The organism is Cupriavidus pampae (assembly GCF_914271485.1).
GTDB classification, from domain to species: domain Bacteria; phylum Pseudomonadota; class Gammaproteobacteria; order Burkholderiales; family Burkholderiaceae; genus Cupriavidus; species Cupriavidus pampae.
The window spans coordinates 308,647-321,048 of the sequence record NZ_CAJZAG010000006.1 but is presented as its reverse complement, the minus strand read 5'-3'; the positions used below and the strand labels follow the sequence as shown (position 1 = coordinate 321,048).

Here is a 12,402-nt window from a genome sequence, read left to right as displayed (position 1 = left end):
CGTCGCGGATCGCACGATCCGCTTGTCAGCTGATGGAAAGGCGCCTTCGGGCGCCTTTTTTATTGGCCGCGCGTCTTGCCGTCGTTCTGTATGGCGGCGCTGGCACCGTGAACCGGTCAGGCGCGAACACCTCGAGCGGCGGCCGCCGGGGCAGCTTTGGCGGTGGCTCGCCCTCGAACAGTTCGAGCCGGTAGCCATGCGTGTAGACCGGCGCCAGCCGCGCGCCCAGCGACTCCACGAGCTGCAGCTTGGTGCGCACGCGCGAGACATGCGTGTCGATCGTGCGTGACAGTGGCGCAAGGTCGCGGCCCCATACGGCGGCCACCATATGCTCGCGCGATACCACGCGGCCCTCGTAGCGGAACAGCAGCATCGCGAGGTCGAACTCCTTCGGCGTCAGCGTGACCTCGCGCCCGGCGCGCATGACCGTGCGCGCGGCGCCATCGAACACGAAGCACCCGCGCGCCACCGTGGCGCCGGCGGGCAGGCTTTCCGGATACGCGCGGCGCGCCAGCGCCTGGATGCGCGCGACCAGCTCGGCCGGCCGAATTGGCTTGACCAGATAGTCGTCCGCGCCGGCCACTAGCATATCGACGATATCGAGCTCGTCGTCGCGCACGCTCAGGAACATCACGGGCAGGCGTGGATCCAGATGCGCGCGTACCCACGCCAGCACCTCGCGCCCCGACACGCCCGGCACGTTCCATTCGAGCAGCAGCAGGTCGTAGGCGGTCGCGCGCAACGCACGCAGCAGCTGGCAGCCGCATGTGAAGGTGGTGCAGGCATGTCCGGCCGTCGCCACGGTCTCGCGGATCAGCGCGGCGTCCGCGAGATCGTCTTCGAGCGAAGCAATCGTAATTCCCATCGTCGTCTCTGTGCGCGCACTCGGGCGCTCCAGCGGTTATTAGAGACGGCCATGGGGCCGCTGCAAATGAGACGATGCTCATTCTGCAGTCCGCAACAAAAGTTTACTTCGCGCGCGCGGCGCGGACTTCTACCATGACGTCCTGCCCAGACGATTGCGGAAGGAACGCTGCCATGGATATTGCAGTGCTCGATGACGATCCGATGCGCGCGATGCAGCTCGAGCGCGCGCTGCGTCGCGGCGCGCATCGCTGCATGCGATTCCGCCATGGCACCGCGCTGATCGACGCGCTGCGGCATCAGGGCTTCGATGCGCTGCTGCTCGACTGCGATCACGCCGATGCGGACGTGCGCGAACTTGTGCGCATCGTGCGGCAGTCGTTCGGCCACGGCGTGCCGCTGATGGTCTTGTCCGATACCGATGAAGAGGCCGAAGTGGTGGCCTGCCTTGCCGACGGCGCCGATGCCTGCCTGCGCAAACCGGTGCGCGAGCGCGAACTGGTCGCGCGGCTGGAAGCATTGGCACGACGCGCGGCTGCGCCATTTCGGCGTGCTGGCGATACGGGCCGCCTGCCCGACGACGACATCCCGGAACTGGTGTATGGCCGCTATCGGTTCGACCTGGGCGACCGCCGCGTCTGGTTGCGCGATCGCAGCGTGCGGCTGGCACCGAAAGAGTTCGCGCTGGCGCTGCTGCTGTTCCGCAATCTCGGCGCGCTGGTCACGCGCAGGCTGATGATCGATCAGGTCTGGCAGGGTGCGCTCGCCGAGGGCGCGCGCACCATCGACAGCCATCTGTCGCGCGTGCGCGGCAAGCTCGAGCTATGGCCGCACAACGGCGTGGACCTGCGTACGGTCCACGGCCTCGGCAGCCGCCTCGATGCGGTGTAGCGCCCGGCCGAGCGGGCGCCGTCTCAATCCGCCTTGATGCCCGCTTCCTTGACGATGCGCGCGTTGTCGTCGTACTCGGTGTGGATGGCCGCCGCGAACTGCGCGGCGGTACCACCGGTCGGCACCTCGCCATCGCGCAGCAGGCGCTCGCGCACCTCGGGCGAGGTCAGCGCCTTGTTCAGCTCCGCATTGAGGCGGTTGACGATCGCCGCCGGCGTCTTGCCCGGCGCGAACACGCCGAACGTCGACGTCAGGTTGGCCTTCTGATACCCGAGCTCGGCCATCGTCGGCACGTTCGGCAGGCTCTCGATCCGCTTCGGCGCGCCCACGGCAATCGCGCGCAGCTTGCCTGCCTGCATTTGCCCGGTCAGCTGCGGGCTCGCATTGGTGCTCATCACCTCGAACTGGCCGCCGAGCGCGTCGTTCATCTGCTGGCCGCCGCCCTTGTATGGGATGAGCGTCACGTCGGCCTTCGACTTCGCCTTCACCTGTTCCAGCATCACGTGCCCGACGGTGCCGAGGCCCGACGTGGCCCAGCGCACCGAGCCCGGCTTGGCGCGCGACTGCGTAATCAGGTCCTGGAACGACTGCCCCGTGAAACTCTGGGTGGCAATCACCAGCACCGGGGAATACATCACGCTCATCACCGGAGCGATGTCGTGCTGGGGATCGTAGTTGACGCGGCCCACATGCGGGTTGAGCGTTACCGGGCTCGTCGAGGCGAAGCCGATCGTGTAGCCATCGGGCGCCGCCTTCGCGACCGCATCGATGCCGATGCTGCCGCCCGCGCCCGCGCGATTCTCCACCACCACCGATGCACCCATCTGCGCGGAAAGACGATCGGCCAGCGCGCGCGCCACGGTATCGCTGATACCGCCGGTCGGATAGGCGACGATCAGACGGATCGGTTTGCTCGGGTAGGCGTCGGCGGCCTGGGCAACGGTCGTTGCGGTCAGACTGGCAGCGCCGGCCAGAGCGAGGGCCGCGAGAATCGGCATGCGAGAGGAAGAAGCCATGGTGATGGGCAGAACGGTCAGCAAAGGTTTAAAAACAGCGCGGATCACGCACCATCGGTGGGCGCGGCGGCATCCAGCGGGTGCTCGGGGACCCACGAGACGAACAGTTCGTTCGCACGATCATAGAGCCGCCACGACGTTCCGCACTCGCGGCAGGTGAACGACATCATGCTGTACGGCACGCCCGCGGCGCTCTGGCTGACCAGCGGCGCCGTGTTGCGCAGGGCCAGGCAGGCATGCGGCTCGCGTCGGCGCGAATCGGCGGCGAGCGCGCGGCAATGCGCGCATGCGGGACGCCCGGGGGCGGGGGAAGACGGGGATACGGCGGACTTCATGACCGCAATGATGCCGCAAAACGCATGCCTGCATCGAGGATTGTCTGCGGCGCCCGCGCGACAGTGACCAATCCTCGCTTTCCTATCCCAGAGGAATGCACAAAAAACACTTTACGCGGCGCGCCCGCATCGCCAAGATTTTGGCTTCCTCGCGTCACACACACACCGATAACAAAAGGAGCTTCTTTTACATGCCCGCCATGCGACGACACCACCCCCTGTCCTGCCTCACCGTACTCGCCCTGGCTGCTGCGGCCGCCTCGGCCCACGCAGCCCCGGTCGAGCCCGCGTACCAGCTCGCCCAGCAGGAGAAGCCCGCGCTGATCAACACGATGAAGGATCTCGTCTCGATCGAATCGGGCAGCAAGGACATCGAAGGCCTCGACCGCATCGCCAACCTCATCCGCGATCGCCTGGCCGCGCTCGGCGGCGATGCGAAGCTGGTCGAGCCGACCGAGGTCTATCGCATGGAGGACACGCCCGAGAAGGTCGGCAAGATGGTGCTGGCGCAATTCAAGGGCACCGGCAAGCGCAAGATCATGCTGATCGCCCACATGGACACCGTCTATCTGCGTGGCATGCTCGCGCAGCAGCCGTTCCGCGTGGATGGCGACCGCGCCTACGGCCTCGGCATCGCCGATGACAAGAACGGCATCGCGGTGATCCTCCATACCGTGGCGATCCTCCAGAAGATGAACTTCAAGGATTACGGCACGCTCACGGTGCTGATCAACGGCGATGAGGAAATCAGCTCGCCGGGCGCGCGCGCGACCATGACGAAGCTCGGCGCGGAGCAGGACGCGGTGTTCTCGTGCGAGGCCACGCGCATCAGCGGCGACCGTCTGTCGCTGGCGACCAGCGGCATCGGCGCCATCGCGCTCAAGGTCGATGGCAAGTCGTCGCATGCGGGCAGCTCGCCCGAACTCGGCCGCAACGCGTTCTACGAGATGGCGCATCAGGTGCTGCAGATGCGCGACCTGTCGAATCCGGACACTGGCCTCAAGGTCAACTGGACGCTCGCCAATGCAGGTACCAACCGCAACGTGATTCCCGCCGTGGCCACGGCACAGGCCGACGTGCGCGTGCTGCGCACCGCCGACTACGACGGCCTCGAGAAGACGCTGCAGGAGCGAGTCCAGAAGAAGCTGATTTCCGATACCAAGGTCGAGGTCAAGTTCGAGCGCCGCCGTCCGCCGCTCGAGGTCACGCCGGCCGCGCGCGCGCTGGCCGCGCACGCCCAGGGCATCTATGCGGAGATCGGTGAGAAGCTGGCCGTGTACGACACCGCCGAGGGCGGCGGCACCGATGCCGCGTTCGCCGCGGCCGGGACCAAGGCGCCCGTGATCGAACGCTTCGGCCTGCGCGGCTTTGGCGCGCATTCGAACGATGCGGAGTATGTGGACCTGAACTCGGTCACGCCGCGGCTGTACCTGCTGACGCGCATGATCATGGACGTCTCGCAGGACAAGGCCGCGAAGTAAGACGGGGTAGTAAGGCAGGGAAGGAAGGAAGGAAGGAAGTACGGCGTCCTCTCCCGCGGGGAGGACGCCAATGCCGCAAAGCCGATCAGGCCAATGCGCGCTTGCGCAGGTCCGGCAGGAACACCGCCAGCAAACCCAGCAGCGGCAGATACGCGCAGATGCGGTACACGGCAGTGATGCCATGCGTGTCGGCAAAGCTGCCCAGCACCGCGGCGCCAATGCCGCCCATGCCGAACGCAAAGCCGAAGAACAGACCCGACACCATGCCCACCTTGCCGGGGATCAGTTCCTGCGCGAACACCAGGATCGCCGAGAACGCCGAAGCCAGGATAAAGCCGATGACCACCGACAGTATGCCGGTCCAGAACAGATTGGCATGCGGCAGCATCAGCGTGAACGGCGCCACACCGAGGATCGACGCCCAGATCACCTGCTTGCGGCCCACGCGGTCACCAATCGGGCCGCCGAGGATCGTGCCCGCGGCCACCGCGAACAGGAACAGGAACAGATACACCTGCGACGACTGGCGCGTGAGCCCGAACTTCTCCATCAGATAGAACGTGTAGTACGTGTTCAGGCTCGCCATGTAGAAGTACTTGGAGAAGATCAGCAGCAGTAGCACCGCGATCGCGCGCACGACCGTCGAGGTCGGCAGCTTGGGCACCGCAGCGGCGGCCTTCTTCTTGCCCGCGCGCTCGGCCAGATGGCGCCCGTACCAGCCACCGATCTGCCACAGCACGGCGATGGCCAGCACCGCCGCCACCGAGAACCACGCCAGATTGCCCTGCGTATGGACGATCCACGCGGCCAGCAGCGGTCCCATCGCGCTACCGCCATTGCCACCCACCTGGAAGATCGACTGCGCCAGGCCATGCTTGCCGCCCGAGGCCAGGCGCGCCACGCGCGACGACTCCGGGTGGAAGATCGACGAACCCGTACCCACCAGCGCGGCGGCCACCAGCAGCACGCCGTAGGTCGGCGCCACCGACAGCAGCAGCAGGCCGCCCAGCGTAAAGCCCATGCCGATGGCCAGCGAATGCGGCTTCGGATGCTTGTCGGTGTATAGCCCGACGATCGGCTGCAGCAGCGACGCGGTGATCTGGTAAGTCAGCGTGAGCAGGCCGATCTGCGTGAAGCTCAGGTTGAAGCCGCCCTTGAGCATCGGGTAGATCGCCAGGATCAGCGACTGGATCATGTCGTTGAGGAAGTGCGCGAAGCTGATCGCGTACAGCACACGGAAGCGCGTGCCCTCCTCTTTCTGCTGCGCCGCGCCGGCGGGGGCCTGGGCGGTGTTCACGGTGATAGTCATGGTGCGGGGGCACATTGGCCCGGTTGTCTCTTGGAATCTCAGGGAACTTTTTCCTACTGTGCGGGCATCGTAAATGGCAAAACGACGCCTGTCCTGCGAGAATAAGGTCGCGACCTTGGAGAAAAGGACATGCCGACAGCTAAACGAGTCCACCACGCGGCGTTCGAGATACCGGGAGACCACGCCGATCGCCCCGCCGCGCCGCGCGCGGACTCCCACGCGCCCTCGCCCACCTACCTGAAGTTCGACCGCAGCCCGATGCCCGTCACTGCCATGGCGGCCGACTACCCGCATGGCCACGTGACCAAGCCGCACCAGCACCCCCATGCTCAACTGGTCCACGCGGTACACGGCGTCATGGTCGTCAATACGGCGCAGGGGCAGTGGCTGGTGCCACCGACGCGCGGCATGTGGATGCCGGGCAATACCACCCACTGGATCCGCATGGCCAGCCGCGTGCAGATGCGGACCGCCTATATCCGTCCCGATGCCGCCTCGGATCTGCTTACGCAATGCACAGTGCTCGGCATCTCGCCGCTGCTGCGCGAACTGATTCTCGCGGCCATCGATATCCCGCTGCCCTACGCCGACGACTCGCGCGATGGACGCCTGATGCGTCTGCTGCTCGATGAGGTGTTGCGCGTGCCCACGCTGCCGCTGCATCTGCCGCGTCCGGACGACGCAGGCCTGCGCGAAATCTGCGAGGAGATCGTGGAAACACCCGATTCGGACCTCACGCTCGTGGATTGGGGCGCGCGGCTCGGGCTCGATCCCAAGACCATCCAGCGCAGATTCGCGCGCGATACCGGCATGACGTTCGGGCAATGGCGCCAGCAGGCGCGACTGCTCGCGGCGCTGGAGAAGCTGGCCGCGGGCGAGAAGGTGGTGGATGTGGCGCTGGACCTCGGCTACGACAGTCCGAGCGCCTTTGCGACGATGTTCAAACGGCAGTTCGGCATGCCGCCGAGCGCGTTCTTTCGTTAGTGCCCTGGTTTAGAACTCGTCCGACAGATAACGCTCGGCCAGTCGCGTCCAGTACGCTGCGCCGACGGTCAGATTCTCGTCGTTGAAGTCGTAGCCCGCGTTATGCAGCAGCGGCTGATTGGCGCCGTTACCCATGCGCACAAAGCAGCCGGGGCGCTGCTGCAGGAAGTACGCGAAGTCCTCGCTGCCCGCGATGCGATGGAAATTGCCCACCGTGCGCTCGGCACCCACGAGCTCCTCGGCCACCTGCTGCGCGAACGCGGTCTCGCGCTCGCTGTTCACCAGCACCGGATAACCGCGCACGTAGTCGATCTCGACCGTCGCGCCATAGCCTTCCGCGTGCGCGGTGGCCAACTGGCGGATGCGCGCCTCCATCGACGCCCTCACCTCCGCGCTGAACGAGCGCACGCTGATCTCCATGCGCGCGCTGTCCGGAATCACGTTCGGCGCGTGACCGGCGTGCAGCGTGCCGATGGTCACCACCGCCGTCTCATTCGGATCGACGTTGCGCGCCACCACCGATTGCAGCGCCATCACGAGGCTACCTGCCACGAGGATCGGATCGATCGACTGGTGCGGACGCGCGGCATGGCCCCCCTTGCCGCGGATCGTGATCGCCACCGTGTCGCACGCGGCCATGAACGGGCCCGCGCGGAACATGAACGTGCCCGCCGCCACGCCAGGGTGGTTATGCAGGCCGAAGATGGCATCGCATGGGAATCGTTCGAACAGGCCATCGGCGAGCATGCGTTCGGCACCGCCACCCGAGCCGATTTCCTCGGCCGGCTGGAAGATCAGATGAATCGTGCCGTCGAAATGGCGCGTGCGCGCCAGTTGCCGCGCGGCGCCCAGCAACACCGTGGTGTGGCCGTCATGGCCGCATGCGTGCATCTTGCCTTCGTGCACGCTGGCATAAGGCAGTCCCGAGCGTTCGTGGATCGGCAACGCATCCATGTCGGCGCGAATGCCGACGCTGCGACGGCTCGTGCCGTGCCTCAGCGTGCCGACCACCCCGGTACCGCCGACGCCACGAGTCACCTCGTAGCCCCATCCCTCGAGACGGCTCGCCACGAGTTCCGCGGTGTGGATCTCGTTGAACGCGAGTTCGGGATGCTGGTGGATATGTCGCCGGATGTCCTGCAGTTCGGCGCGGCTGTCGAGCGTGTCGTCCAGCGTGCAGAAATGGCGCGTGGGAATGAAGTGGCGATCGGGCTTTTGACCGTCGGCAGCGTCGACATCAGCTTCGACGGTCTTCAATATCGATTCGATTTCAGGTGCGTGCTCTGACATGGCGGGGGCTCTCGATTGGTGCGCTTTCGTGACAGCGTTGGATTCAGTGTGTCACGCGAAATCCGCATGTAAAACCCTGATTGCGGTTTTCGTGCGCATGCGCCCCAAAACGCCTGAAAACTGTTGCCCGCACGGAACGCTTTGCAAGCAATCGCGACGCTTTGTATGAAGACGTTTCAGCAGGGAACCTCGTTGACAGAGATTTCGCCCCACCATATCGGTGCATGTCCGACAGACCCGACGGCATGAGCGTGGGCCCCCGCCCCCCTCATCCACCCTCTCGTGCCCCCATGCTTCCCCAAATTCCGGGCACGCGTCAGCGCGCCCGGATCTCCGCTGCTTTAGCGATCGCGCTCAGCGATCACCGTATGGCACGACGAGCTGGGTCTGCACGCCGAGTCCCTCGATATGCAGGCGCATCGTGTCGCCGGCGTTCAGGTAACGCGGTGGCTTGAAGCCCATGCCGACGCCGGGCGGCGTACCGGTGGCGATCAGGTCGCCGGGCATCAGCGTCATATAGCGGCTGACGTAGCTGACCACGGTGGCCACGTCGAACACCATCGTCGCGGTAGAACCCTTCTGCAGGCGCTCGCCGTTCACGTCGAGCCACATCGCCAGCTTCTGCGGATCGGCCACCTCGTCGCGCGTGACGAGCCACGGGCCCACCGGGCAGAACGTGTCGCAACCCTTGCCCTTGTCCCAGGTGCCGCCCCGCTCGAGTTGAAACTCGCGTTCGGACACGTCGTTGACGACGCAGTATCCGGCCACGTGGTCCAGCGCGGATTCGCGCGACACGTTGCGCGCCGTCGTGCCGATGACCACGCCGAGCTCCACTTCCCAGTCGCTCTTCTCCGAGCCGAACGGCAGCATCACGGGATCGTCGGGGCCATTCAGCGAGGTGGTCGCCTTCAGGAACACGATCGGCTCCGCCGGCAGCGCCATGCCCGCCTCGGCCGCGTGATCCGCGTAGTTGAGCCCGATCGCGATGATCTTGCCGATCCCGGTCCAGGGCACACCGTGGCGCTGGCTGTCCACCAGCGGCAGGCTCGCGGGATCGAGCGCGGCCAGCTTCTTCAGGGCGGCCGGCGAGAGTTCCTGCGGGCCGATGTCTCCAATCACGCCCGACAGGTCGCGGACGCGGCCGTCGCGGTCGACGAGGCCCGGGCGCTCGGCACCGGGATTCCCAACACGTACGAGCTTCATTGTTTTCCTTTTGCGATGGTCAGAGGGACAGACAAAGAAATGACGGGCCGGCGCGGGGCCAGGCTTCAGCGCGTGCCCAGAAGTTGCTCGATCCTGCCGACGAGCTGCTTGTCGTCAGGCTTCGTGGTGCTGCCATAGCTGCCGACCACCTGCCCGTTCCGGTCGATCAGATACTTGTAGAAGTTCCACTTCGGCGTGGTGCCGGTCTCCTTGGCCAGCAACGCGTACATCGGATTGGCGTCGCCACCGCGCACGTGCGACTTGCCCAGCATCGGGAACTTGACGCCATACGTGTTGTAGCAGAAGTCGGAAATCTCCTTCTCCGAGCCCGGCTCCTGCGAGAAGTCGTTGGACGGGAAGCCAAGCACCACGAGGCCACGCTCGCGATACTTCGAGTAGAGCTGCTCGAGGCCTTCATACTGGGGCGTAAAGCCGCAATAGCTGGCGGTATTGACCACCAGCACGACCTTGCCCGCGTATTGGCAGAGATTCTGCGGGGACTCGTCCTGCAGGCGCGGGAACTTGAAGTTCAGCGACGCCGGGCATGCGCCGGCCGCGGCGGCAGGCGCGGCGGCGTTAGTTGCAGGCTTGTCGGCCGCGTACGCGGCAGGGAGGGCAGCCATGGCGGCGACGGCCGCCAGGGCGGCAGCGGTGGACAGCGTGGCGGAAAGCGGACGGATCATGACGGGTGTCTCCGGTTCGGGATCGCCGCCAAGTTTAATGCTCCTGAGCCGTTACTGCGCTATTCCCGCGCCGGTTGTGCGCGGGCGGTGCATGGCGAGCGTTTCAGTCCATCATCGCGGTCTTCGCGTGTTCGGTCACGCTGCCGCGCAGCTCCAGGTCCGGCATGCGGCGCACGATCACGAGCGCGACGATCGCCGCGACCGCGCCGGCCGCGAAAATCAGGTGGAAACCCGACTCCACCCCGCCCGCCAGCGCCTGATGCGCGGCCGGCGACAGGTGCGCCATCGCCTCGCTGCCATGGCGCAGCGCGCCGAGGTCGAGCGACTCGGTAATGCCCGCCTTCGTCATCGCCGCACGGAATTGCAGCGCGAGCAGCGTGCCGGCCAGCGCGCCGCCGATGGCGCTGCCGAGCGAGCGGATCACCAGCAACGCGCCCGTGCCCGACCCCATGTCACGACGCTCGAGCGCGTTCTGCACGCCAATCAGCGTGCCGACCATCGTCATCCCCAGGCCAATGCCCGCGATCGACATGGCAAGCAGCACCATCACGGTCGGCACGGCCGGCGTCGCCGCCGCCAGTGCGATCAGGCCGATCGCCGCGGCCACATACCCGCCACTCAGGATGTCGCGCATGCGGCCGACGCGCGGGGCCAGCCAGGCCACCACGAGGTTGCCGGCCACGGTAGACAGCAGGAACGGCACCACGAGCAGGCCCGACATCGACGCATCGGCGCCGCGTACCAATTGGAACAGCAGCGGCAGCGCGAAGATGCACAGGAAGATATTGAGCGCGGACATCGCCGACGCGCCCACGCCCATCACGTACGCGCGGTTGTGGAACAGCCGCGGTGCGAGCATCGGGTCCGGCGCGCGATGTTCCTGCCAGGCGAGCAGCGCCAGCGCGATCGCGGTGACCATCAGCAGCGCGCCCATTTCGGGCGAGATCCAGTCGAAGGCGTCGCCAGCCCAGCTCATCGCCAGCAGGAACGCGACGATCGCCACCGCCAGCAGCAGCGCGCCAAGCCAGTCCACCTTCGGCTTGCCGCCACGCGGACGCAGGTGCGCCAGCCCGCGATAGCACATGGTCATCGCCAGCGCGCCGAGCGGCACGTTGATCCAGAACAGCCAGCGCCACGACATATGGTCCGAGACCCAGCCACCGACGAGCGGACCCGCGATCGACGCCATCGCCCATACCATGGCCAGGTAGCCCTGATAACGCCCGCGCTGGCGCGGCGCCACCACGTCGGCGATGGCCGCCTGGGCGAGCGACATCAGCCCGCCGCCGCCCACGCCCTGCAGCGCCCGGAACAGAATCAGCTGCGACAGCGATTGCGCCAGCGCGCACGCGACCGACGCCGCGACGAACAGCGAGATCGCCACCATCAGCAGCCGGCGTCGCCCGAAACTGTCGGACAGCTTGCCGTAGAGCGGCGTGGTGACGGTCGAGACGATCAGGTACGCGGTGACGATCCACGACAGATGCCCAAATCCGTTCAGGTCGTTGGCGATCGCAGGTACGGCCGGGATCACCACGGTCTGGTCGAGCGCCGCCAGCAGAATGCACAGCACGATGCCGCCGATCACACGCATGATCGCGCGATGGTCGAGTGCCGGATCCTGAACTGAGGGGGAATGCGGTGGGGATGAGATGCCCACTTCGGTGGCGGGCGATGCAGATTGTGCAGACAAAGGCGGGGACATCAGGCGCGGCCTTATTCAGTAACCGCATAATTATATGCGCTTACCGAACTTTGCCGTTGCCTGTTTTTGCGCCCCGCCGGCCTGCCAGCTGCCGGGCGGCCTGAGCCTAGTGCACGCCGCCCGAAATGTAGTGCTCGAGCTGCTCGATGATGAATTTCTGCTCGGAGATGATGTCCTTCACCAGGTCACCGATCGACAACATGCCGACCAGTTCTTCACCGTCGATAACCGGCAGGTGACGCAGGCGGTGGCGCGTCATCAGCGCCATGCAGTCGTCGGTGCTCTGGTCCGCCCGCACGTAGATCACCGAACCGGTCATGATGTCCCGCACCAGCGTCTCGCGCGAGGTGCGTTGCATCAGGATCACCTTGCGCGCGTAGTCGCGCTCGCTGAGGATGCCGACGATCTTGTTCTGCTCCATGACGAGCAACGCCCCGATGCCCTTCTCCGCCATCATCTGTAGCGCGGCGTAGACCGTCGCTACCGGAGAAATGCTGAAGATAGCCTGCGTTGGCTTCGATTCCAGAACCTGCCGTGCGGTTTTCATACCCACTCCTCGTCGGTCTCTTGCGTCTGGGGATCCGGGCGACGCTGCGCGATGCGTCGCCGGCCGTTCATTCAGATTAGCAAAGGATCGGCAG

The 12,402-nt window shown here is 66.2% G+C and carries 12 protein-coding genes; 3 read left to right on the top strand and 9 right to left on the bottom strand.

Annotation, left to right across the window (positions count from 1 at the left end; all coding sequences use genetic code 11):
- Positions 1–25: 25 nt before the first annotated feature.
- Positions 26–865 carry a response regulator transcription factor gene (locus tag LDO41_RS16810; RefSeq protein WP_223990172.1) on the bottom strand — a complete coding sequence of 280 codons (840 nt, stop codon included), beginning with the start codon at positions 863–865 and terminating at the stop codon, positions 26–28.
- A 173-nt stretch (positions 866–1,038) separates the two neighbouring features.
- On the opposite strand from LDO41_RS16810, the gene LDO41_RS16805 reads away from it, so the two are divergent.
- Positions 1,039–1,755, top strand: a complete 717-nt coding sequence (locus LDO41_RS16805) for a response regulator transcription factor (protein ID WP_223990170.1) — start codon at positions 1,039–1,041, stop codon at positions 1,753–1,755.
- A gap of 23 nt (positions 1,756–1,778) precedes the next feature.
- Here LDO41_RS16805 and LDO41_RS16800 read toward each other — a convergent pair whose 3' ends face one another.
- Together LDO41_RS16800 and LDO41_RS16795 are read right to left on the bottom strand one after the other, a co-directional pair.
- The gene (locus tag LDO41_RS16800) at positions 1,779–2,771 is read right to left on the bottom strand and encodes a Bug family tripartite tricarboxylate transporter substrate binding protein (protein ID WP_223990168.1); all 993 of its coding nucleotides are present in this window, start codon (positions 2,769–2,771) and stop codon (positions 1,779–1,781) included.
- Positions 2,772–2,815: 44 nt separating this feature from the next.
- Positions 2,816–3,106 carry a hypothetical protein gene (locus tag LDO41_RS16795; protein ID WP_223990166.1) on the bottom strand — a complete coding sequence of 97 codons (291 nt, stop codon included), beginning with the start codon at positions 3,104–3,106 and terminating at the stop codon, positions 2,816–2,818.
- A gap of 200 nt (positions 3,107–3,306) precedes the next feature.
- On the opposite strand from LDO41_RS16795, the gene LDO41_RS16790 reads away from it, so the two are divergent.
- Entirely contained in the window at positions 3,307–4,587 is a 1,281-nt protein-coding gene (locus tag LDO41_RS16790) for a M20/M25/M40 family metallo-hydrolase (protein WP_223990480.1), read from the top strand.
- Positions 4,588–4,672: 85 nt separating this feature from the next.
- Here LDO41_RS16790 and LDO41_RS16785 read toward each other — a convergent pair whose 3' ends face one another.
- On the bottom strand, positions 4,673–5,896 hold the full coding sequence (locus LDO41_RS16785) for an MFS transporter (protein ID WP_223990164.1): 1,224 nt from the start codon (positions 5,894–5,896) through the stop codon (positions 4,673–4,675).
- 129 nt (positions 5,897–6,025) lie between these two features.
- On the opposite strand from LDO41_RS16785, the gene LDO41_RS16780 reads away from it, so the two are divergent.
- Positions 6,026–6,880 (top strand): AraC family transcriptional regulator, encoded by an 855-nt coding sequence (locus tag LDO41_RS16780; protein ID WP_223990162.1) that lies wholly within the window; start codon positions 6,026–6,028, stop codon positions 6,878–6,880.
- 9 nt (positions 6,881–6,889) lie between these two features.
- On the opposite strand, the gene LDO41_RS16775 is transcribed toward LDO41_RS16780, so the two are convergent.
- The 5 genes from LDO41_RS16775 to LDO41_RS16755 form a co-directional block, all read right to left on the bottom strand.
- Positions 6,890–8,170: a M20 aminoacylase family protein gene (locus LDO41_RS16775; protein ID WP_223990160.1), complete on the bottom strand. Its 1,281-nt coding sequence runs from the start codon at positions 8,168–8,170 to the stop codon at positions 6,890–6,892.
- Positions 8,171–8,524: 354 nt separating this feature from the next.
- Positions 8,525–9,373 (bottom strand): fumarylacetoacetate hydrolase family protein, encoded by an 849-nt coding sequence (locus LDO41_RS16770; RefSeq protein WP_223990158.1) that lies wholly within the window; start codon positions 9,371–9,373, stop codon positions 8,525–8,527.
- Between the two features lie 65 nt (positions 9,374–9,438).
- The gene (locus LDO41_RS16765) at positions 9,439–10,056 is read right to left on the bottom strand and encodes a glutathione peroxidase (protein ID WP_223990156.1); all 618 of its coding nucleotides are present in this window, start codon (positions 10,054–10,056) and stop codon (positions 9,439–9,441) included.
- 103 nt (positions 10,057–10,159) lie between these two features.
- Entirely contained in the window at positions 10,160–11,650 is a 1,491-nt protein-coding gene (locus LDO41_RS16760; protein WP_223990154.1) for an MDR family MFS transporter, read from the bottom strand.
- 217 nt (positions 11,651–11,867) lie between these two features.
- Entirely contained in the window at positions 11,868–12,308 is a 441-nt protein-coding gene (locus LDO41_RS16755; RefSeq protein WP_223990152.1) for a CBS domain-containing protein, read from the bottom strand.
- Positions 12,309–12,402: the final 94 nt, after the last annotated feature.

What these genes read in the sequence shown, in the direction of transcription:
- LDO41_RS16810 (WP_223990172.1), bottom strand. Translation starts at nt 865, where the DNA reads ATGGGAATTACGATTGCTTCGCTCGAAGACGATCTCGCGGACGCCGCG.
- LDO41_RS16805 (WP_223990170.1), top strand. Translation starts at nt 1,039, where the DNA reads ATGGATATTGCAGTGCTCGATGACGATCCGATGCGCGCGATGCAGCTC.
- LDO41_RS16800 (WP_223990168.1), bottom strand. Translation starts at nt 2,771, where the DNA reads ATGGCTTCTTCCTCTCGCATGCCGATTCTCGCGGCCCTCGCTCTGGCC.
- LDO41_RS16795 (WP_223990166.1), bottom strand. Translation starts at nt 3,106, where the DNA reads ATGAAGTCCGCCGTATCCCCGTCTTCCCCCGCCCCCGGGCGTCCCGCA.
- LDO41_RS16790 (WP_223990480.1), top strand. Translation starts at nt 3,307, where the DNA reads ATGCGACGACACCACCCCCTGTCCTGCCTCACCGTACTCGCCCTGGCT.
- LDO41_RS16785 (WP_223990164.1), bottom strand. Translation starts at nt 5,896, where the DNA reads ATGACTATCACCGTGAACACCGCCCAGGCCCCCGCCGGCGCGGCGCAG.
- LDO41_RS16780 (WP_223990162.1), top strand. Translation starts at nt 6,026, where the DNA reads ATGCCGACAGCTAAACGAGTCCACCACGCGGCGTTCGAGATACCGGGA.
- LDO41_RS16775 (WP_223990160.1), bottom strand. Translation starts at nt 8,170, where the DNA reads ATGTCAGAGCACGCACCTGAAATCGAATCGATATTGAAGACCGTCGAA.
- LDO41_RS16770 (WP_223990158.1), bottom strand. Translation starts at nt 9,373, where the DNA reads ATGAAGCTCGTACGTGTTGGGAATCCCGGTGCCGAGCGCCCGGGCCTC.
- LDO41_RS16765 (WP_223990156.1), bottom strand. Translation starts at nt 10,056, where the DNA reads ATGATCCGTCCGCTTTCCGCCACGCTGTCCACCGCTGCCGCCCTGGCG.
- LDO41_RS16760 (WP_223990154.1), bottom strand. Translation starts at nt 11,650, where the DNA reads ATGCGTGTGATCGGCGGCATCGTGCTGTGCATTCTGCTGGCGGCGCTC.
- LDO41_RS16755 (WP_223990152.1), bottom strand. Translation starts at nt 12,308, where the DNA reads ATGAAAACCGCACGGCAGGTTCTGGAATCGAAGCCAACGCAGGCTATC.